Origin of the sequence: Streptococcus mitis SK1080, from assembly GCF_000220085.1 — a bacterium.
Lineage (GTDB): Bacteria > Bacillota > Bacilli > Lactobacillales > Streptococcaceae > Streptococcus > Streptococcus mitis_K.
The window spans coordinates 1-21149 of record NZ_AFQV01000010.1; the positions used below are offsets into that span (position 1 = coordinate 1).

18 protein-coding genes and 2 tRNA genes are annotated in these 21149 nt (G+C 40.8%); 2 read left to right on the top strand and 18 right to left on the bottom strand.

What is annotated here, in order from left to right; genetic code table 11:
- Positions 1–38: 38 nt before the first annotated feature.
- The 18 genes from sufB to parE all read right to left on the bottom strand — a co-directional run bounded on the left by sufB (position 39) and on the right by parE (position 18936).
- The gene (sufB, locus tag HMPREF9957_RS04930) at positions 39–1451 is read right to left on the bottom strand and encodes a Fe-S cluster assembly protein SufB (protein WP_000797047.1); all 1413 of its coding nucleotides are present in this window, start codon (positions 1449–1451) and stop codon (positions 39–41) included.
- A gap of 57 nt (positions 1452–1508) precedes the next feature.
- Positions 1509–1949, bottom strand: coding sequence for a Fe-S cluster assembly sulfur transfer protein SufU (sufU, locus tag HMPREF9957_RS04935; RefSeq protein WP_001218497.1), 441 nt, complete (start codon positions 1947–1949; stop codon positions 1509–1511).
- Positions 1936–3162 carry a cysteine desulfurase gene (locus HMPREF9957_RS04940; RefSeq protein WP_000887695.1) on the bottom strand — a complete coding sequence of 409 codons (1227 nt, stop codon included), beginning with the start codon at positions 3160–3162 and terminating at the stop codon, positions 1936–1938. The genes sufU and HMPREF9957_RS04940 overlap by 14 nt, the downstream gene beginning before the upstream one ends.
- A 10-nt stretch (positions 3163–3172) precedes the next feature.
- A complete protein-coding gene (gene sufD / locus HMPREF9957_RS04945) occupies positions 3173–4435 on the bottom strand; it encodes a Fe-S cluster assembly protein SufD (RefSeq protein ID WP_000159848.1) in 1263 nt (420 codons plus the stop codon).
- A 27-nt stretch (positions 4436–4462) separates the two neighbouring features.
- On the bottom strand, positions 4463–5233 hold the full coding sequence (sufC, locus tag HMPREF9957_RS04950; protein ID WP_000114489.1) for a Fe-S cluster assembly ATPase SufC: 771 nt from the start codon (positions 5231–5233) through the stop codon (positions 4463–4465).
- A 149-nt stretch (positions 5234–5382) separates the two neighbouring features.
- Positions 5383–5577: a DUF3272 domain-containing protein gene (locus tag HMPREF9957_RS0102205; protein ID WP_001081609.1), complete on the bottom strand. Its 195-nt coding sequence runs from the start codon at positions 5575–5577 to the stop codon at positions 5383–5385.
- A 27-nt stretch (positions 5578–5604) separates the two neighbouring features.
- A complete protein-coding gene (gene dnaX, locus HMPREF9957_RS04955; protein WP_000283802.1) occupies positions 5605–7260 on the bottom strand; it encodes a DNA polymerase III subunit gamma/tau in 1656 nt (551 codons plus the stop codon).
- On the bottom strand, positions 7260–7757 hold the full coding sequence (locus HMPREF9957_RS04960; protein ID WP_004242179.1) for a GAF domain-containing protein: 498 nt from the start codon (positions 7755–7757) through the stop codon (positions 7260–7262). Before HMPREF9957_RS04960 ends, dnaX begins: the two co-directional genes overlap by 1 nt.
- Before the next feature lie 86 nt (positions 7758–7843).
- Positions 7844–9046 (bottom strand): 30S ribosomal protein S1, encoded by a 1203-nt coding sequence (gene rpsA / locus HMPREF9957_RS04965; RefSeq protein WP_001001634.1) that lies wholly within the window; start codon positions 9044–9046, stop codon positions 7844–7846.
- Positions 9047–9207: 161 nt separating this feature from the next.
- Positions 9208–9279: transfer RNA gene (locus HMPREF9957_RS04970), tRNA-Gln, on the bottom strand.
- 9 nt (positions 9280–9288) lie between these two features.
- Positions 9289–9369, bottom strand: a tRNA-Tyr gene (locus tag HMPREF9957_RS04975).
- 49 nt (positions 9370–9418) lie between these two features.
- Positions 9419–9649: a DUF2969 domain-containing protein gene (locus HMPREF9957_RS04980; protein ID WP_000037113.1), complete on the bottom strand. Its 231-nt coding sequence runs from the start codon at positions 9647–9649 to the stop codon at positions 9419–9421.
- Positions 9650–9746: 97 nt separating this feature from the next.
- Entirely contained in the window at positions 9747–11714 is a 1968-nt protein-coding gene (locus HMPREF9957_RS04985; RefSeq protein ID WP_000837383.1) for a peptide ABC transporter substrate-binding protein, read from the bottom strand.
- A 22-nt stretch (positions 11715–11736) separates the two neighbouring features.
- On the bottom strand, positions 11737–12759 hold the full coding sequence (locus HMPREF9957_RS04990; protein ID WP_000219006.1) for a branched-chain amino acid aminotransferase: 1023 nt from the start codon (positions 12757–12759) through the stop codon (positions 11737–11739).
- Positions 12760–12893: 134 nt separating this feature from the next.
- Positions 12894–15365: a DNA topoisomerase IV subunit A gene (parC, locus tag HMPREF9957_RS04995; protein WP_000065518.1), complete on the bottom strand. Its 2472-nt coding sequence runs from the start codon at positions 15363–15365 to the stop codon at positions 12894–12896.
- Between the two features lie 51 nt (positions 15366–15416).
- Entirely contained in the window at positions 15417–16151 is a 735-nt protein-coding gene (locus HMPREF9957_RS05000; protein ID WP_000681815.1) for a CPBP family intramembrane glutamic endopeptidase, read from the bottom strand.
- Positions 16132–16965, bottom strand: a complete 834-nt coding sequence (locus tag HMPREF9957_RS05005; RefSeq protein ID WP_004242169.1) for an aminoglycoside 6-adenylyltransferase — start codon at positions 16963–16965, stop codon at positions 16132–16134. The genes HMPREF9957_RS05000 and HMPREF9957_RS05005 overlap by 20 nt, the downstream gene beginning before the upstream one ends.
- A gap of 27 nt (positions 16966–16992) precedes the next feature.
- Entirely contained in the window at positions 16993–18936 is a 1944-nt protein-coding gene (gene parE / locus HMPREF9957_RS05010; protein WP_000037281.1) for a DNA topoisomerase IV subunit B, read from the bottom strand.
- A 135-nt stretch (positions 18937–19071) separates the two neighbouring features.
- Between parE and plsY the strand changes: the two genes are divergently transcribed.
- Both plsY and HMPREF9957_RS12495 read left to right on the top strand, forming a co-directional pair.
- Complete coding sequence (gene plsY / locus HMPREF9957_RS05015) at positions 19072–19713, top strand: glycerol-3-phosphate 1-O-acyltransferase PlsY (protein WP_004242180.1); 642 nt, start codon at positions 19072–19074, stop codon at positions 19711–19713.
- A gap of 66 nt (positions 19714–19779) precedes the next feature.
- Positions 19780–21128, top strand: a protein-coding gene (locus HMPREF9957_RS12495) for an IS3 family transposase (RefSeq protein ID WP_141562069.1) whose coding sequence is annotated in 2 segments (ribosomal slippage) — positions 19780–20221 and positions 20221–21128 — 1350 coding nt in all. Because the reading frame shifts where the segments join, the coding sequence is not laid out codon by codon here.
- Positions 21129–21149 lie beyond the last annotated feature (21 nt).

Consider the following 21149-nt stretch of genomic DNA (forward strand, 5'->3'; position numbering starts at 1 on the left):
TCAAAGTCCTTGATTTTGGATAAATCTAAAATCAAATTTTACCCAACTGATCCTTCCATCTCATAGCTAATCAAACGGTTCAGCTCAACGGCGTATTCCATTGGAAGTTCTTTTGTGAAGGGCTCTACAAATCCCATAACAATCATTTCTGTCGCTTCTGATTCTGACAATCCACGGCTCATGAGGTAATAGAGTTGTTCCTCTGAAATCTTAGATACCTTAGCTTCATGTTCCAAAGCAACTTGCGAGTTGTGAATTTCATTAAATGGAATGGTATCTGATGCTGACAAGTCATCCATGATAATGGTATCACACTCAATGTGAGAAACAGATTTCTTAGAGTTCTTGTTAAAGGTTACTTGTCCACGATAGTCAACCTTTCCTCCGCCTTTAGCGATGGATTTAGACACGATAGACGAGCTTGTATGTGGAGCATTGTGTATCATCTTAGCCCCCGTGTCTTGGTGTTGCCCAGCATTAGCAAAGGCAATCGAAAGCATGGTACCACGCGCCCCTTCTCCATCTAGGTAAACAGATGGGTATTTCATAGTTGTTTTGGCACCCAAGTTTCCATCAATCCACTCAACAGTGGCATCCTTTTGAGCTTTAGCACGTTTCGTTACCAAGTTATAAACGTTATCAGACCAGTTTTGGATGGTTGTATAACGCATGTAAGCTCCATCTAAGGCAAAAATTTCTACGATGGCAGCATGCAAGCTGTTACTTGAATAAGTTGGCGCTGTACATCCTTCTACATAATGGACACTTGCGCCTTCATCAACGATAATCAAGGTACGTTCAAACTGACCAGTATTTTCGTTGTTGATACGGAAGTAAGTTTGAAGAGGAATATCTACCTTGACCCCTTTTGGTACGTAGATAAAGGTTCCACCTGACCATACTGCTGAGTTAAGGGCAGCCAACTTGTTATCTGTCGGCGGTACCAACTTAGCGAAGTATTGTTTAAACAAGTCTGGGTATTCTTTGAGAGCAGAATCCGTATCTGTAAAGATGATACCTAACTTCTCAAACTCTTCCTTCATATTGTGGTAAACCACTTCTGACTCGTACTGGGCAGAAGCACCAGCTAGATAAGCACGCTCAGCTTCTGGAATCCCAATACGTTCAAAGGTTTCCTTGATTTTTTCAGGAACGTCATCCCATGAACGAGCTGGTTTATCAGATGGTTTTTGGTAGTAGATCAAGTCATCAAAATCAATCTCTGACAAATCTGCTCCCCAAGTTTGCATGGGCATTTTTTTGAAGGTTTCATAAGACTTCAAACGGAATTCTAACATCCACTCAGGTTCTCCCTTGGCAGCTGATAGTTCACGAATGACATCTTCATTCAATCCTTTTCCTGTCGATAGGACAGGCTCTACATCATCATGGAAACCAAATTTATATTCACCAAGGTCAATTGGTTTTGGTTCTACTCTTTCTTCAGCCATAATATCCTTTCTTTCATTCTTCATTTCTACTGATTCATAAGACAAAAGAAACTTGTCTTACTGATTTTCTTGATTTTCAATTGTTTTCTTCAGGGCATTCCAAGCCAAGGTCGCACACTTAATCCGTTGTGGAAATTTTGCAACACCTGACAAAAAGGCTGCATCGCCAAGACTATCTTGTCTGTCATCTTTTTGCCCTTGAACCATTTCAGAAAAAATAGTCGCAAGTTCTAAAATTTCTTGTTTGGTTTTTCCTAAAACTGCATCTGTCATCATGCTAGCAGAGGCAGTTGAGATGGTACAACCTGAGTTTAGAAAAGCGATATCTTCCAAACGGTCATTTACATCAAACTTGACAGAGAGGTTGATGACATCTCCACAGGTCGGATTGTTGAGACTGATTTGCTCAGCGTCTTCTAACTTCCCTTGGTGATGTGGATTTTTCGAATGGTCTGCTACCACTGCCATATAAAGGCTATCTAGTTTAGAAAGTGCCATTGAAAAACTCCTTTGTCTTTTGTAAGGCATCGACTAGCTTGTCGCAATCTGCCTTGGTATTGTAGATATAAAAACTTGCACGAGCTGTTGCTGGAACATCCAAATACTGGAGCAAGGGTTGCGCACAGTGGTGACCCGCACGAACTGCCACACCTTCATAATCCAAAGCCGTTGCAAGGTCGTGAGGATGAAGGTCGCCTAGGTTAAAAGCAATGACACCTGAACGTTGAGCCAAGTCCTGTGAACCATAAATGGTCAGTCCTTCAATCGCCTGTAATTTCGGAAAGACATAGGCAATCAATTCCTGTTCATGAGCTTCAATGGCATCCATACCAATCGTTTCCAGATAATCCACTGCCGCAGCAAGTCCGATTGCACCAGCCATATTGGGTGTTCCAGCCTCAAATTTCCAAGGTAATTCCTTCCAACTAGCAGATTGCTCATAGACGAAATCAATCATCTCACCACCAAATTCTACTGGTGACATTTGTTCTAAATACTTCTCTTTTCCGTAAAGAACACCGATACCAGTTGGACCCGCCATCTTGTGACCTGAAAAGGCAAAGAAGTCCACATCCAAGTCCTGGACATCGATCTTCATATGAGGAGTAGATTGAGCACCATCCACCACCATGATAGCTCCCACTTGGTGGGCCATTTGAGTGATTTCTTTGATTGGATTGACCACACCCAGGACATTTGAGGCGTGAGCAAGGGAGACAAATTTCACCTTATCAGTCAATTTAGCTCGCAAATCATCCATATCCAGAGCTCCATTCTTAAGATAGACATAGACAAGCTCTGCCCCAGTCTTACGACAGGCTTCCTGCCAAGGAATGATGTTGGAATGGTGTTCCATGACGGAAATCAAGACCTGGTCTCCCTCAGTCAAGACTTCCTCAGCATAACGCGCTACCCAGTTAACACTGGTTGTCGTTCCTCTAGTAAAGAGAACTTCCTTTGTAGACCCTGCATTGATAAACTTAGCAATGGTTTCACGAGCAGCTTCATAAGAAGCTGTCGCCCTTTCTGCCAAGGTATGAACACCACGGTGAACATTGGCATTGTCGTTCTCATAGTAGCGGTTAATCGTTTCAAGAACAGCTAGTGGTTTTTGTGTCGTTGCAGCATTGTCTAAATAGACCAATGGCTCATCGTTGACAATCTGGTCTAAAATCGGAAAATCCTTGCGAATCGCTTCTACATCTAACATAGGCTACCCCTTAGCGTTTTGACAATTTTTCTTCTATAGTTGCAATCATTTCATCACGAACTTCCTTGACTGGAATCTCAACGATAACGGATCCAAGGAAGCCACGAACAACCAAACGCTCTGCAGTTGCCTTATCCAAGCCACGACTCATGAGGTAGTACATATCTTCTGGATCCACCTGACCAATAGAGGCTGCGTGTCCTGCAGTTACGTCATTTTCATCAATCAAAAGAATTGGGTTAGCATCTGAACGAGCCTGGTCTGAAAGCATGAGAACACGACTTTCTTGTTGGGCATCTGCTCCCTTGGCCCCCTTGATAATGTGGCCAATACCATTGAAGGTCAAGGTTGCTTTTTCAAGAATAACCCCATGTTGTAGAATGTTTCCGATTGAGTTGCAACCATAGTTAGTTACTCGGGTATCAATCCCTTGTACCTGACGACCGCTTGAAAGAGCTACAACTTTCAGGTCAGCATGGCTACCGTTACCAATCAAATCGCTATCAAAGTCAGCAACAACATTTCCTTCGTTCATAACACCAATCGCCCAGTCAATGCTTGCATCGTTGCCTAATTTACCACGACGGCTAATGTAAGCAGTGACGTTTTCACCTAGACGGTCGATAGCCGCAAACTTGACTTGAGCTCCAGAACGAGCAATCACTTCAACAGTAATGTTTGCAGTTGCTTTGGCACTTCCTTCACCGCGTGACTCTAAACGCTCCAGATAACTAATCCTAGAATTTTTACCAGCGATAATCATAATATGCTTGTTAAACGGCACATCGCTATCGCTATCTTGGTAGAAAATACCTTCGATTGGTTCAGCAATCTCAACATTATCAGGAATATAGAGGACAGCACCACTGTTGAAATAAGCTGTATGGTAGGCTGCCAACTTGTCATCGTCATACTTAACAGATGACATGAAGAATTCTTCTACGAGTTCTGGAATTTCTTCTAAAGCTGAATGGAAATCTGTAAAGACAACACCCTGTTCAGCTAACTCAACTGGAGTTTGCTCAAAAACAGTTTGAGTTCCTACTTGCACCAACTTCAAGTGATTATCTAGAGCTGTGAAATCTGGAACATTTGCTGATGGCTCACTTTCTGTAATCGTTCCATCACCCAGATTCCAACGGTGGAATTTGACACGCTCAATAACTGGTAATTCTAAACTCTCAATCTTATCAAAAGCTTTTTGACGGAGGTCTGCCAACCAGCTTGGTTCAGCGTGCATTTCTGAAAAAAGTTTAATAGTTTCTTTAGTCATTTACTTCTCCTAAAAGATACGAGGGAATTACAATTCTTCCTTGTAGTCGTAGCCAAGTTCTTCAGCTAGTTTTGCGTATCCTTCACGTTCCAAACGTGCAGCCAATTCTGGACCACCAGAAAGGACAACACGACCTTCCATCATGACGTGTACCACATCAGGTGTGATGTAGTTCAAAAGACGTTGGTAGTGAGTGATAATCATAGCACCAAAGCCTTCACCACGCATAGCATTCACACCTTTAGAAACAACTTTAAGGGCATCAATATCAAGACCAGAGTCAATCTCATCCAAAAGGGCAAAAGTTGGTTCCAACATCAAAAGTTGAAGAATCTCATTACGTTTTTTCTCACCACCAGAGAAACCTTCGTTGAGGTAACGCTCAGCCATTTCTTCTTTCATGTTGAGCAATTCCATCTTCTCATCTAGTTTAGTAATAAACTCACGAACTGAAATCTTTTCATCATCCTCTTTACCAGCATTCATGGCTGCACGAAGAAACTCAGCGTTAGTAATACCAGGAATTTCTGATGGGTATTGCATAGCAAGGAAAAGTCCCATACGCGCACGCTCATCCACTTCCAACTCAAGGATGTTTACGCCATCAAACAAAACTTCACCTTTAGTTACTTCATAGTTGGGATTTCCCATGATAGCGGCAGAAAGAGTCGATTTACCTGTACCATTTGGTCCCATGATCGCGGCAATTTCTCCTGTTTTCAGGGTCAGGTTAACCCCTTTTAAAATTTCTTTTCCTTCAATCTCAACGTGAAGATCTTTGATCTCTAATACTGACATGATAGTTCCTTTCTTTTTCAAGACCTTTACAGTGCTTACTAGAAACATACTTGATTTCCCTAGAAAATACGGTAAAAGGTCAATAAATATACTTTTATAGTATAACAAAAAAAGCCTAAAAGGCTTTGATTTTGTCTAGAAGCTGAGGACTAGTCTTTTCCTTTTAAATGCTGGTCAATGACATCTACAATCTTGCCCATCAAGTAACTAACTCGGAAATTTCTAAAGAGCAAAATGGCCCAAAAGGCTGCCATAATATAGCGGCCAGTCATCCAGGCTTCATTGAAAAAATAGGTCTCAACAGCTGTAAACAGCGCCATAATAATAAATTGTTGTCTATTCATAAACTTATTGTATCATGAAATCTTTCTTTAGTCTTCCTCTACCTTCACTTTATCAGCCAAAAATTCAAAACCTTCTGGAATCAGGCTTTCTTCTGCTTCTTTTTCAGTTTGAGGAGATTTGGCTTTGGCTGAAAAGGCTGCGCGCACTTCTTTCCATTCTTCCATGGAAATGGCTAAAATCTCAGGTGAAAAACCTGCTGCCTGACTGAGAATGTTGCCAAACATAGTGTTGAGATTGTCCCGTTTCATGGTTTGACCAGCATTGAAGTTAGAATCAAAAGCAAGAATAGCATGGTGTTCATTGGCCGCAACCGGTTGAGAACCAACCAGCAAAGCCTTATCAGGACCACCTAGACTTTCAATTACCTCTCCCCATGCATTCTGCAAGCGAATCAGATTTTGACGAGCCAAATCAGGATTTTCGACGGCCTCTTGTAGGATAGATTGAACTTTATTGCGATCCACACGATAGACGGTCTTGCCTGCCGCTGGGCGACTAGGAGCTGGACTTGTTGGCTTGGGCACAGTTCCCACATTAGCGAGTTCTTGTTTGAGACGTGTCACTTCCTGTCTCAGTGCAGAAATTTCATGTTCAACTACACCAGAAAGAGCTGGTTCGGGCTTGATTTCCGCCAAACGGATGGTCATCATTTCAGCATAAATCTTGGGCTGCAAACTAGACTTAATATCTGCTAAACTGACTGTCGCCAAGCGAATCATTTCAAACAGATTTTCTTGAGGAAGTGCCAAGTTTTCTACAAAGACTGGACTATGATGAGTGTTTTCTCCACCTGTTTGAACAATTAACAAGTCTCTTAAATAGTGCAAAAGGTCGGTCACAAAACGAGTCATGCTCTTACCATTGTCAAAAAGAAGATTTAAACAAGCTAATGCTTTGGGAACATCCTGTTGAGACAAGGCAGACACATAATCATCCAAGGCTGATAGGCTAATGGTGCCAGTAATTTCTTCAGAGATGGCAGTCGTCAGCTCGTTTCCCTGGGTCAAACTCAGAGCTTGGTCTAAAATAGACAAGGCGTCCCGCATTCCACCTTCAGCCCGTCTAGCAATGATTTCCACAGCCTCTGGTTCAGAGCTAATATTTTCCTTTTCTAAGATATAGTGGATATGCTCCTTAATATCTTGTGTCTTAATTGATTTAAATTCAAAACGCTGCACACGGGATAGAATAGTCGCAGGGATCTTGTGCAATTCAGTAGTGGCTAAAATAAAAACTACATTCTGTGTTGGCTCTTCCAGCGTCTTTAGGAGGGCATTAAAAGCCCCTGTAGACAGCATGTGAACCTCATCTATGATATAAACCTTATAACGGGCAAGGCTAGGGGCGTAGGTAGATTTATCACGAATTTCACGGATTTCATCCACCCCATTATTAGAGGCCGCATCCATTTCGATGACATCTTCTAAACTCCCGTCCGTCACTGCCTGACAGATATAGCAGTTATTACATGGTTCTCCCCCCACTTGATTGGGACAGTTCATAGCCTTGGCAAAAATTTTAGCAACACTGGTTTTTCCTGTTCCACGAGGGCCAGAAAAAAGATAAGCATGACTTATTTTCTCTTGCTCCACTGCTTGTTTAAGAGTCTTAGCCACAACTTCTTGACCAACCAACTGGGAGAAATTTTGACTTCTATATTTTCGATAAAGTGCTTGATACATTAGGCTTTCTCCTCAAACATTGTAAAGTCCCATTCTGTCTTTTCAAGCAAAATAGCGACAAATTGTTCCAAATAATTTCGATCTATAACATCATAATCATCAATCTCTGAAGAATCCAGATCCAGAACCCCAAGTAATTGACCATTCTTTATCATCGGCACCACAATTTCACTTTTAGCTAGACTATCACAAGAAATATAGTTAGGATAAGTCCTTACATCACCAACCAGAACTGTTTCCTGAAAGTGAGCTGCCTCACCACAAACACCCTTTCCTAGTGCAATACGGATGCAGGAAACACCACCTTGGAAGGGACCTAAAATCAATTCCTTTCCATCGAACAGATAAAAGCCTGCAAATACGGTATTAGGAAAGCGTGATTTTAAAAGAGCGCTGGCGTTGGAAAGATTAGCCAAAACATTGGTTTCAGCTTCCAATAAAAAAGAGAGCTCCTCATTTAACATTTGATAACGTGATTGTTTTTCTGATTTTAACATAGAACTATTATATCAAAAAAAGGAGCAGAGACAAAAGAAAAATCCCTTGTTTAGTAAACAAAGGATTTTGTGAATTTTCAATTTGATTAAAGTTCGATATCACCAAACAAATCAGCCATTGAGAATCCTGTTTGTGTTTCTGGAAGTTCAAAATCACGTTTTTCTTGACGTTTTGGACGACGTGGACGAGCAGCACGTTTTTCTTCTTTTTGTCCTTCTTCTTGAGCTGGACGCTCTTCAAGAGCTTTAATAGAAAGTGATACGCGCTCTGCATCTGCGTTAACTTCAAGAACTTTAACTTGAACTTCTTGACCAACTTTAAGAGCTTCTTTTGGATTTTCAATACGTTTGTGTGAAATTTGTGATACGTGAACAAGTCCATCGATACCTGGCAATACTTCAACAAATGCACCGAAGTCAGTCAAACGTTTAACTGTTCCTTCTACTACATCACCTTTAGCCAATTTTTGCTCAACGCCATCCCATGGTCCAGGTGTTGTTGCTTTAAGTGAAAGTGATACACGTCCTTCTTCTTCGTTAAGATCAAGGATTTTCACTTCAATTTCTTCACCAACAGTTACAACTGATTTTGGTGATACGTTACGTTCATGTGACAATTCAGTCAAGTGAACCAATCCGTCAACACCACCAAGGTCGATGAAAGCACCGAAGCTTGTGATACGAGCAACTTTACCAGTTACAACATCACCAACAGCCAATTTACCAAATACTTCAGCGCGAGCTGCTACTGTAGCTGCTTCAACAACTTCACGACGTGAAAGGATGAAGCGGTTTTCTTTGGCGTCAACTTCTTTGATTTTAGCATCAAATTCTTGACCTACAAAACGCTCAGTGTTACGTACGAAACGAGTATCCAACATTGAAGCTGGGATAAATCCACGAACACCTTCAAATTCTACTGAAAGTCCACCTTTAACGGCACGAGTTCCTTTAACAGTAACAACTTCTTCTTCGCGACCAACAAGTTTGTCCCATGCTTTGCGAGCTTCAAGGCGTTTTTTAGATACAAGGTATGTAACTGTATCAGTATCTTTACCAACTACTTGACGAAGTACAAGAACATCCAATACTTCTCCTACTTTAACAAAGTCATTGATATCTGCATCGCGATCGTTTGTCAATTCGCGAAGAGTCAAGACACCTTCAACACCAGTTCCAGAGATTGCAACGTTAGCTTGAGTCGCATCAACTGTCAATACTTCAGCACTAACAACATCACCAGTCTCAACTTGGCTAACGCTATTTAGCAAATCTTCAAATTCGTTCATCTAAAAAATCCTCCAACAATCAAGTTTTTCTTAAACTTGACATACTTATAATTTTTTTCCTAAGCACCCGCAAGGACATGTTCATATCATTCACGTCTTTCAATTATAAAAATAAAATACCCTAAGATATTTTGCTTTTTATCTTGATTATTACCTAAGAACTGGGGTAGCTGGATTCGAACCAACGCATGAGGGAGTCAAAGTCCCTTGCCTTACCGCTTGGCTATACCCCATTGATAAAATGGAGAGAGAGGGATTCGAACCCCCGAACCCGAAGGAGCGGATTTACAGTCCGCCGCGTTTAGCCTCTTCGCTATCTCTCCTACAATCAACATGGACTATTATATCATGAAAATTTCAAAAAAACAAGACTTATTTTGCTAAATTATAATTTTCAATCAAAATTTCTACAGCTTTTTCCAATTTTTTATAAAAACTATCGACATTCCCATTCTTTATGATGGCAAATTGTCCATCTAATTCGGCAATTTCTCCAATAACTTTTTTACCGATAGTCAATGTATAACCTTCAAAACTGTCTTTTCCTACATTAACTTTGGCATCTGCTACTTGAATTTCAATTTTTTTATCTTTCTTACTCATTTCATACCTCTCTTCACTTTTTCTATTTTACAAGAAAATCCTAAAACTAGCAAGAAAAAACTCTATATCAGGCTTGTCTGACATAGAGTTTTCTGCTTTATTTAATGTGTTTTTCTAGTTCTTTTTGATATTTGCTATTGGATTCCAATTTTTCTTTTTGCCATTTTTTAAGAGCTTCGTCATATTCTTTTGTTGTAACAATATCTTTTTGCAATTTCATTCCTTTAAAGATATATGGATCCCCCTTAATACCAACTTGTGAGTATGGTTTTGAGAATGGTACTACGTTACTTACAACTGGAGAACCACCAGATGAAGCTGTTGGCATCAATAATGAACTATCTGTCAACCAAGCTTGAGCTTTGGCATATTTTTCATATCTCTTCTCTAGGTCAGTGGTCTCAGAAACAGCATCTTCTAACAATTTCTTATATTGATCCAAACCAAGTTTAGCTACAACATCCTTATCTTTTCCTTTCGTAATACCAAGGTGTTTCATGGCAGAACCAGATTTTGGATCCATAATATTCAAGTAAGACGCTGGATCTTGATAGCTTGGAGCCCATCCTGTACTGTTCAAATCATAGTCTTTTTGAGAAGGAACACGCGCTTGTGATGTAATCGTTTCTTTTTCATTATCTGTCATTTGAAGTACATCGATGACAACATTTTCAGCACCAAGAGTTGATTCAATAGACTGTTTGAAAGAGTTGCTTTGTTGAACAGCGATAGTATCTGTTTGTTCAACCGGGACATCCAAGTGAATTGGGAAGGTTACTCCTTTAGATTCCAAGTCTTTCTTAGCTTTTTCGAACGCAGCTTTAGCCTTGTCAGGGTTGTAGATAGAATCCTTACCGTCAACTAGCTCAACACCTTTCCATTGGTCACCATAGTTCACCAACTCTGCTTGAGCGATTTGACCAAAGTTCTTACCACCTGCTTGTACGAAGTTATCTGGAACAAGGCTGTTACGAATAATCTTGTCCGCACCATCTTCACCGTTTAGCTGGGCAGCATACGAATGACGGTTGAAGGCAAAGTTGATAGCCTGACGGAAGTCCTTATTAAGCATAGCTTCTTTTGTAGAAGTCTTTTGCTCTTCACTTGTTTTTGCAGTTTTATTGTATGACTGACGATTTACGTTAAAAGTAAAGTAATAACTACTTGAATCTTGCGGGCTATAAGTGATTTTATCTCCGTATTCTTCCAAAGTTGAAGCAAAGTTTGAGCTGCTTGGGAAGAGACGGGCTGTCGTATAAGCACCAGAAGAGAAGCTACGGATCAAAGACTCCTGATCTGAACCATCGTAGTAGGTCAATTTAATCTTCTCGATTTTAACATTTTCTTTATCCCAGTAATTTGGATTTTTTTCATATTCAATCAACGATTTAGAAGTCAATGTTTTTAAGAAATAAGGACCATTGTAGAGAATCCCTGCTGGGCTAACCTCTCCGTAATTCTTTCCTGATGCCTTCAAAAACTCTTCATTTACAGGCAACATCGTCGCTGTTGTAACTTTTGAATTCCAGAAACTTTCTGGCGCATTCAATGTATACTCAACCGTGTAGTCATCCAAAGCTTTAACACCAACTGTAGAGAAATCATTGGTTTCACCAGTCATGTAGGCGTCCAAGCCTTTGATTGAATTTTGAATGAGAGAGACACCGTCTGACTTGCCATCAGCGACGTGTTTTAGTCCTGTCACAAAGTCATGGGCTGTTACTTCTGCGTATTCTTCACCTTCTGAAGTGTACCATTTCACTCCCTTACGAAGTTTATAGGTATAAGTCAATCCATCTTTTGAGACAGACCAATCCTCAGCCAAAGAAGGAATAACATTACCATATTTATCATTTTCCATCAAACCATCAACGACATTCCCGATAATATCTGTTGTGGATGTACGCGTTGCTATGCTGTAGTCCAAGGATGCTGGATCCACTGCATAGACATAAGAAAATGTTGTCGGAGCATCTGCTTCTTTATCAGCTTTTCCACAGGCTGCTAAAAGAGCTGTTGTGCTTAGGATAAGTCCTGTTGTTAAAATCCACTTTTTCGATTTCATAAAAATCTCCCTTAATATATTTTTAATCTACTTTTACAATCCAACCTTCTGGCGCTAGAATATCACCAAACTGAATACCTGTCAATTCATCATAGAGTTTACGAGTCACAGGTCCTACTTCTGTTTCACTATAGAATACATGAAAATCATCACCGTGCTGAATACCTCCAATTGGAGAAATAACCGCTGCTGTACCACAGGCACCTGCCTCTACAAAACGGTCAAGGTTATCAATTGGGACATCTCCCTCAATAGGAGTTAAGCCCAAGCGATGTTCTGCCAAATAAAGCAAGGAATACTTGGTAATAGATGGCAAGATAGATGGACTCAATGGTGTTACAAACTCATTGTCAGCTGTAATTCCAAAGAAGTTAGCTGATCCAACTTCTTCAATCTTTGTATGAGTTGAAGGGTCTAGGTAAATAACATCTGAAAAATGACGTGACTTGGCCAATTTCCCTGGCAAGAGACTGGCAGCATAGTTTCCACCAACCTTTGCCGCACCTGTACCATTTGGAGCAGCACGGTCGTATTCATCCTGAATCAAGAAGTTGGTTGGGACCAAACCACCCTTAAAGTAATTTCCAACTGGCATAGCAAAGATAGTAAAAATATACTCCTCTGCTGGTTTTACCCCGATAATATCTCCGACACCAATCAAAAGAGGGCGAAGATAGAGGGTTCCACCTGTTCCGTATGGTGGTACGTATTCTTCATTCGCACGGACAACTGCTTTACAAGCTTCTACAAACATTTCTGTCGGAACTTGTGGCATCAAGAGACGGTCACATGTACGTTGCAGGCGTTTAGCATTTTCATCAGGACGGAACAGTTGAACACTGCCATCCTTAGTACGATAAGCCTTCAAACCTTCAAATGCTTGTTGTCCATAGTGGAGACTTGGAGAAGACTCTGAAATATGCAAAGTTGCATCCTCTGTCAGCTCTCCTTGATTCCATTGTCCATTTTTAAAATGAGCAATATAGCGATAAGGTAATTTCATATAGGAAAAACCAAGGTTTTCCCAATCAATCGTTACTGTCATATTCCACTCCTTATTCTAAAAACCTATTTCTTATATTCTACACTATTTTTCTAAAATAGCAAGTATATTTTGTAATTTTCAGAAAATTTCTTCAATAAAAAGAACCAGCTCTTAGAACTGATTCTTCATTTCACTTATTTAGCTTCAGTAAATACTTCTTTAAGATAAGCATCAAAAACTTCTTCATCTGAAATCGTGTCAGAGATGAAGCTACCGTTGCTAGTTCGTTCTGACAGATTCAAGTCTTGCAATCGGATTTCATAGATTGTTCCTTTATTGGATTGGACAAGTAGCGTTTGGTCATTCTCTTCCACTTCTGTACTAAAGAGGTCACCAACGAAGCCTTGCTCTGCAACTGCTCCTGCTAAGAAGACACGATGCGGTTTATTTTTTAGCTCACGCAAGACTTGTAACCCACGTTTGGCACGGCTGGTTGTCGGAATTTCGTCAATAGAAACACGTTTCAAGCTTCCACGTTGGGTCAAGAGGTAGAAGGATGAGGTATTGCAAATAAAGGCAGATTGGAGGACATCATCTTCTTTCAGGTTCATAGCCTTGACACCTGCAGCCTTGGCACCGACAACAGGAACCTCTTCGATATTGAAACGCAGGGCATAACCATTTTGGCTAATCAAGAGAACATCATCCAGTTTAATCTGAGCTACTGCTACAATCTGGTCTGTCTCATCTTTTAGTTTAGCATACTTGGCTGATTTAGATTTATAGGTCCGCCATGGAGTGAATTCTTTACGTTCTACACGCTTGATTTGACCAAGACGAGTTGCAGCAAAGTAAGTTGTCGTATCATCAAACTGATCTACTACTTCAACATAAAGGATTTCTTCGTTAGTTTCAAAGTTGGTAATGGTTTGGCTCAGATGCTCTCCGATATCCTTCCAACGAATATCTGCTAATTCATGGATTGGTCTGTAGATGACATTTCCAAGACTTGTGAACATCAAGAGGTGCTGGGTTGTCTTGGCAGATTGAACAAAAATCAAACGGTCGTCATCACGTTTGCCAATTTCTTCCAGCGTTGAAGCTGCGAAGGAACGTGGACTGGTACGTTTGATGTAACCTGCCTTGGTCACGCTGACGTAGGTATCTTCCTCAGCGATAAGACTAGCTGTATCAATCTCAATTACTTTTGCTGTGTCTTCTAAAGTACTCAAACGTGGAGTCGCAAACTTCTTCTTAACCTCACGAAGTTCTTTCTTCATGAGATTGTACATAGTCCGCTCATCACCGATAATAGCCGCAAGCATGGCAATCTTCTCACGAAGTTCTGCTTCTTCTTCCTGCAAGACAACTACGTCTGTATTGGTCAAACGGTAAAGTTGCAAGGTAACGATGGCCTCAGCCTGCTCCTCTGTAAAGTCATAGCTGACCTTGAGATTTTCCTTAGCGTCAGCCTTATTCTCAGAAGCACGGATAAGAGCAATGACTTCATCCAAAATCGAAATCACGCGAATCAAACCTTCGACGATATGGAGACGTTTCTCAGCCTTTTCCTTGTCAAAGCGTGAACGCGCCAAAATCACTTCACGACGGTGAGCGATGTAGCTAGACAAGATTGGAACGATCCCAACCTGACGAGGCGTGAAATTATCAATTGCCACCATATTAAAGTTGTAGTTGATTTGTAGGTCGGTGTATTTGAAGAGATAATTGAGAACAAGCTCCGTATTGGCATCTTTTTTGAGCTCAATAGCAATTCGAAGACCATCACGGTCCGACTCATCACGAACTTCAGCAATTCCTGCTACCTTGTTATTGATACGAACATCATCGATTTTCTTGACCAGATTAGCCTTGTTGATTTCATAAGGAATCTCAGTGATAACGATTTGTTCCTTACCACCTTTTAGCTTTTCAATCTCAGTCTTGGAACGAACAACCACGCGCCCTTTCCCGGTTTCATAGGCCTTCTTGATTTCATCACGACCCTGAATGATTCCTCCAGTCGGAAAATCTGGTCCCGGCAAGAATTCCATGAGTTTATCCACCTTTGCAGTTGGGTGGTCAATCATGTAAACCGCCGCATCGATGACCTCAGCCAAATTATGGGGAGGAATATCCGTAGCATAACCAGCTGAAATCCCAGTAGAACCATTCACCAAGAGATTTGGAAAGGCTGCCGGCAGAACAGTCGGCTCTTTCTCGGTATCGTCAAAGTTCCAAGCAAAAGGAACTGTCTTTTTCTCGATATCTTGAAGAAGAAAGCCTGCAATCTCAGACAAACGAGCTTCCGTATAACGCATAGCCGCAGGCGGATCTCCGTCCATAGAACCATTATTACCGTGCATTTCAACTAAAATTTCACGATTCTTCCAGTCCTGTGACATACGAACCATGGCATCATAGATGGAGCTGTCACCGTGTGGGTGAAAATTCCCCATGATGTTCCCGACTGACTTGGCCGACTTACGGTAGCTCTTGTCAAAAGTATTGCCATCTTTATTCATCGAATAAAGAATACGACGCTGAACCGGCTTCAAGCCATCACGAATATCTGGCAAAGCCCGGTCTTGAATAATGTACTTGGAGTAGCGACCAAAGCGCTCTCCCATGATGTCCTCAAGGGACATGTTTTGAATGTTAGACATAATAATTCTCTTTTTAGTGTTTTATTGTAAAGTAAATCTATATTTTTAAATTTAACTGTTTCTTTGTAGGTAGTGAGAAAAGAAGAGCAATCCTACTAATCCTAGAATGAACAAAAGATTAATTTTAATAACAAATAAGCTAAGTAGGGTATTAATTAGGCCGTGAAAAATAGCGCAAAAAAGGACCGACTTAGTCTTTTTGAAAACAGCTGCTAGAAGAATACTGAGATAAATTGCAAATAGACTGAATAATATAAAAGGCATCCCACTTTGGGAACTTCCAATCACAAACCATAAAGGTACATGCCATATTGCCCAAATACAACCTGTTATCAAACCGGAAATCCAAAAGGAGAATCTAGTTTCCAAAGTTGGTTGCAAGATGCCTCGCCATCCCAATTCTTCTTCGCCACCATAAAAACAGACTGCACTCAAAAAAACAACAAACAAATTTCCTAGTGGAAAAACCGGATTAAGCTCCTTAGATGAGAAAGCAATGACACCTGTCTGCACGAAAATTAGTAAAAGAAATAACAAAATATATTTCTTTGAGTCTCCTAAGATAAAAGAGACTATGCTTTTAATGGATTTTTGAGGCAAACAAGAAATAGCTGCAATGGTTGGACCGAAACCTCCTAGTAAATGGAGAAAAACTCCTAGTGGACTTGTTAGACTTAAGAGGCTCATTTGCGTCAGAAAAGCGAGCAATCCCCAACCAAATCCCCAAGAAATGAGAAAACTAATCAGTAAAAATTTTGTTATCTTATTATTTTGTAAATGTTTCATTTGTTTCGAGTCTCTCCTCAGCATACTCAATCATCTTCTCAGCCACTTCCTTATCGTAGTCAAATCCCATTTTTTGAGCAAGGGATTGAGCTTCTTGGTGGAACAGTTGCATCGTAGCAAACAAAGACTGGGTGATTTTATCTAAACTTGAGAAATCAAGCAGATTTGAGAATTGTTTCTCTTTCTCAGCAGGCAAATAGTGAAAGAGGTACTTGTAATTTTTACCGATGTCAACTGCTCCCCTATCACTTGCTACCAGCCAAGCTAAAATTTTCAGGAGTTCTTGTTGACAAATACCATAGAGATGGTCAGTCGTATAGATGACTTGACTACGACAAATGCCCTTCACTACATAGGTGGAAACCCACCAAAATTCATTACAGGAATTTTTAAAATCTGTCTCACTAGCTGGACTCATCCAGTAACGCTCTAGATTTTGAGAATAGGGTTCAAATAAATGTTCTGGATCTTCTAAAACAGTGAATCCTGCCTCACTATCCACCCACTCTTTGATGTGCTCTTTGGGGCAGAGAGTTAAATCAATGCGGTTACCATCCTCAAAGAGCATGAGATATAGACGACGATGGTCAAGAGCAACTTCTTGCTCAATAATGCGATTCCCAAACAGGTCTAGCCAAGAAATATTACTTGTCAGATTATCTAAATCGTCCACGACATAAACCACGTCATAGTCTTGAAATTCATCTTTTGGGGCCTTTGGGTTTGTCCGTGAACCAGACATGGCGACAGCTTTGACTTGTAAAGTTTTGGCAGTTTGTAAAATCAGATTTAGAATTTCTGTTTCAGCTCTCATGTTTATACCCATTCATTAAAAACTAACTTAAAAAACTGTCGCTTCTTCCAGCGTAAACTTGACATTGTCTTCAATCCACTTACGTCGTGGTTCGACCTTATCTCCCATGAGGACATTGACGCGACGTTCGGCGCGAGCTAGGTCTTCGATGGTGACACGGATGAGGGTACGGGTTGCAGGATTCATGGTTGTTTCCCAGAGCTGGTCCGCATTCATCTCACCAAGACCTTTGTAGCGTTGGAGGGTAGCACCTTTACCGAACTGCTTGCGGAGTTCTTCTAGCTCTCCGTCCGTCCAAGCATAGGCCACTTCTTCTTTCTTGCCTTTACCTTTTGACATCTTGTAAAGAGGCGGAAGGGCGATATAGACATGACCTGCCTCGACTAGAGGACGCATGTAGCGGTAGAAAAATGTCAAGAGCAAGGTCTGGATATGGGCACCGTCGGTATCCGCATCGGTCATGATAATAATCTTGTCATAGTTGGCATCTTCAAGGGAGAAGTCTGCCCCAACACCCGCACCGATAGTATAAATCATGGTGTTGATTTCTTCATTTTTGAGGATATCCGCCATCTTGGCCTTGGCTGTATTGATAACCTTACCACGGAGAGGCAAGATAGCCTGGAACTTACGGTCACGGCCTTGCTTGGCAGAGCCACCGGCAGAGTCCCCCTCAACTAGATAGAGTTCATTCTTAGCAGGATTTTTGGACTGGGCTGGGGTTAATTTACCAGACAGCAAGCCCTTGTCCTTCTTGTTTTTCTTCCCATTTCGGCTCTCATCACGCGCCTTACGAGCCGCTTCACGAGCATCACGCGCCTTGATAGCCTTGCGAATAAGGTTAGAAGCCAGTTCCCCATTTTCCATAAGGAAAAATGTCAACTTATCAGCCACAATTCCATCCACAACGGGACGAGCAAGAGGGCTTCCTAGCTTGTCCTTGGTCTGTCCTTCAAATTGGAGGTGTTCTTCAGGAACCAAGATAGAAAGAACGGCTGCTAGCCCCTCACGATAATCTGAGCCTTCAAGATTTTTATCTTTTTCTTTGAGAAGACCAGTTTTTCGCGCATAGTCATTCATGACCTTAGTGATAGCAGACTTGAGTCCTGTCTCATGCGTTCCACCGTCTTTAGTACGAACGTTATTAACAAAGGATAGAATGTTATCTGAAAATCCATCATTGTACTGGAGGGCAACTTCCACTTGGAAACCATTATCTTCCCCCTCAAAGTAGAGAACTGGTGTCAAGGTTTCCTTGTCTTCATTAAGGTAGGAAACAAAGTCCTGCACCCCATTTTCATAATGAAACTCAATCGCTTCATCTGTACGCTTGTCCGTCAAAGACAAGGTCACATTTTTTAAGAGAAAGGCTGACTCATTGAGGCGTTCTGAAATGGTATTGTACTTGAAGTCTGTCGTAGAAAAGATAGTCGCGTCAGGCATAAACGTAACCTTTGTACCTGTTTTAGACTTGGGTGCTGTACCAATTTTCTTCAGAGTCGTGACAGGTTTTCCACCATTTTCAAAACGTTGCTTGTAGACTGCACCATCACGAGTAATTTCTACTTCTAACCAGCTAGAAAGAGCATTGACGACAGAAGAGCCTACCCCGTGAAGTCCACCTGATGTCTTATAGCCTCCTTGACCGAATTTCCCTCCTGCGTGAAGGATGGTAAAGATAACCTCAACTGTTGGGATTCCCATAGCGTGCATACCCGTCGGCATCCCACGACCGTGGTCTTGAACCGTTAGACTACCGTCTTTATTGATAGTTACATCGATACGATCACCAAACCCAGACAAGGCTTCATCGACTGCATTGTCGACGATTTCCCAGACGAGGTGGTGGAGACCAGCACCATCGGTCGATCCGATATACATCCCCGGACGTTTTCGAACCGCATCCAACCCTTCTAGCACCTGAATGGCATCATCATTATAATTGTTAATATTGATTTCCTTTTTTGACACAAGGAACCTCCTATTCGTTCATCTTTACTATTCTACAGGTTTTCCAAGGATTTTGCAAAATTTTTCTTTCTCCGATGTAACAATTTCAGAAGAGATTCTCTGCCTTTCTTCTCCATTTCATGATATAATAGGAGTATGATGACAATAGTTTTATTAATCCTAGCCTATCTGCTGGGTTCGATTCCGTCTGGTCTCTGGATTGGACAAGTATTCTTTCAGACAAATCTGCGTGAACACGGTTCTGGAAATACTGGAACAACCAATACTTTCCGCATTTTAGGTAAGAAAGCTGGTATGACGACCTTTGTGATTGACTTTTTCAAAGGAACTCTAGCAACGCTTCTGCCTATTATCTTTCATCTGCAAGGCGTCTCGCCTCTCATCTTTGGACTTTTGGCTGTTATTGGCCATACCTTCCCTATCTTTGCAGGATTTAAGGGTGGTAAGGCTGTCGCAACCAGTGCTGGAGTGATTTTCGGATTTGCGCCTGTCTTCTGTCTCTACCTAGCAGTTGTTTTCTTTGGAACCCTCTATCTTGGTAGTATGATTTCACTATCTAGTGTCATTGCATCTATCGCGGCTGTCATTGGAGTTCTACTCTTTCCACTTTTTGGTTTTATCCTGAGTCACTATGACCCTCTCTTCATCGCTATTATCCTAGCTCTTGCTAGTTTAATCATTATTCGTCATAAGGACAATATCACACGCATCAAAAATAAAACTGAAAATTTGGTCCCTTGGGGATTAAACTTAACCCATCAAAATTCTAAAAAATAAACGCCAGTTCTGAACTGCACCCCAAAAGTTAGACAGAAAAAATCTAACTTTTGGGGTATTTTTATTATGAAATTAACATATGATGATAAAGTTCAGATCTATGAACTTAGAAAACAAGGATATAGCTTAGAGAAGCTTTCAAATAAATTTGGGATAAATAATTCTAATCTTAGGTATATGATTAAATTGATTGATCGTTACGGAATAGAGTTCGTCAAAAAAGGAAAAAATCGTTACTATTCTCCTGATTTAAAACAAGAAATGATTGATAAAGTCATACATGAAGGCTGGACTAAAGATAGAGTTTCTCTTGAATACGGTCTCCCAAGTCGTACGATACTTCTTAATTGGCTAGCACAATACAAGAAAAACGGGTATACTATTGTTGAGAAAACAAGAGGGAGAGTACCTAAAATGGGACGTAAGCCAAAAAAGAGACCTGAAGAGAGGACAGAATTAGAACGTCTTCAAGCAGAAAATGAGTACCTGAGAGCGGAGAATGCCATCCTAAAAAAGTTAAGAGAACTCCGATTGAAGGAGGAAAAAGAGAAAGAAGAAAGACAGAAATTGTTCAAGAATTAATGACTGAGTTTTCGTTAGATATTCTTCTAAGAGTCATTAAACTAGCTCGTTCGACCTACTACTATCACTTGAAACAGCTAGATAAACCAGATAAGGACCAAGAGCTTAAAGCTGAAATTCAATCCATTTTTATCGAACACAAGGGAAATTATGGTTATCGTCGGGTTCATTTAGAATTAAGAAATCGTGGTTATCTGGTAAATCATAAAAGAGTTCAACGCTTGATGGAAGTACTCAATTTACAAGCTAAAATGCGACAGAAACGAAAATATTCTTCTCATAAAGGAGACGTTGGCAAGAAGGCAGAGAATCTCATTCAACGCCAATTTGAAGGCTCTAAAACAATGGAAAAGTGCTACACAGATGTGACAGAATTTGCCATTCCAGCAAGTACTCAAAAACTTTACTTATCACCAGTTTTAGATGGTTTCAACAGCGAAATTATCGCCTATAATCTTTCAACTTCACCCAACTTAGAACAAGTAAAAACAATGTTGGAACAGGCATTCACAGAGAAGCACTACGAGAATACGATTCTTCATAGTGACCAAGGTTGGCAATACCAACACGACTCTTATCATCGGTTCCTAGAGAGTAAGGGAATTCAAGCATCTATGTCACGCAAGGGAAACAGCCCAGACAACGGTATGATGGAATCCTTCTTTGGCATTCTGAAATCGGAGATGTTTTACGGTTATGAGAAGTCGTTTCAGTCGCTTCACCAATTGGAACAAGCCATTGTAGACTATATTGATTACTACAACAATAAACGAATTAAGGTAAAACTAAAAGGACTTAGCCCTGTGCAATACAGAACTAAATCCTTCGGATAAATTAATTGTCTAACTTTTTGG

Coding starts and splice junctions, on each gene's coding strand:
- sufB (WP_000797047.1), bottom strand. CDS start 1,451: ATGGCTGAAGAAAGAGTAGAACCAAAACCAATTGACCTTGGTGAATAT.
- sufU (WP_001218497.1), bottom strand. CDS start 1,949: ATGGCACTTTCTAAACTAGATAGCCTTTATATGGCAGTGGTAGCAGAC.
- HMPREF9957_RS04940 (WP_000887695.1), bottom strand. CDS start 3,162: ATGTTAGATGTAGAAGCGATTCGCAAGGATTTTCCGATTTTAGACCAG.
- sufD (WP_000159848.1), bottom strand. CDS start 4,435: ATGACTAAAGAAACTATTAAACTTTTTTCAGAAATGCACGCTGAACCA.
- sufC (WP_000114489.1), bottom strand. CDS start 5,233: ATGTCAGTATTAGAGATCAAAGATCTTCACGTTGAGATTGAAGGAAAA.
- HMPREF9957_RS0102205 (WP_001081609.1), bottom strand. CDS start 5,577: ATGAATAGACAACAATTTATTATTATGGCGCTGTTTACAGCTGTTGAG.
- dnaX (WP_000283802.1), bottom strand. CDS start 7,260: ATGTATCAAGCACTTTATCGAAAATATAGAAGTCAAAATTTCTCCCAG.
- HMPREF9957_RS04960 (WP_004242179.1), bottom strand. CDS start 7,757: ATGTTAAAATCAGAAAAACAATCACGTTATCAAATGTTAAATGAGGAG.
- rpsA (WP_001001634.1), bottom strand. CDS start 9,046: ATGAACGAATTTGAAGATTTGCTAAATAGCGTTAGCCAAGTTGAGACT.
- HMPREF9957_RS04980 (WP_000037113.1), bottom strand. CDS start 9,649: ATGAGTAAGAAAGATAAAAAAATTGAAATTCAAGTAGCAGATGCCAAA.
- HMPREF9957_RS04985 (WP_000837383.1), bottom strand. CDS start 11,714: ATGAAATCGAAAAAGTGGATTTTAACAACAGGACTTATCCTAAGCACA.
- HMPREF9957_RS04990 (WP_000219006.1), bottom strand. CDS start 12,759: ATGACAGTAACGATTGATTGGGAAAACCTTGGTTTTTCCTATATGAAA.
- parC (WP_000065518.1), bottom strand. CDS start 15,365: ATGTCTAACATTCAAAACATGTCCCTTGAGGACATCATGGGAGAGCGC.
- HMPREF9957_RS05000 (WP_000681815.1), bottom strand. CDS start 16,151: ATGAAACATTTACAAAATAATAAGATAACAAAATTTTTACTGATTAGT.
- HMPREF9957_RS05005 (WP_004242169.1), bottom strand. CDS start 16,965: ATGAGAGCTGAAACAGAAATTCTAAATCTGATTTTACAAACTGCCAAA.
- plsY (WP_004242180.1), top strand. CDS start 19,072: ATGATGACAATAGTTTTATTAATCCTAGCCTATCTGCTGGGTTCGATT.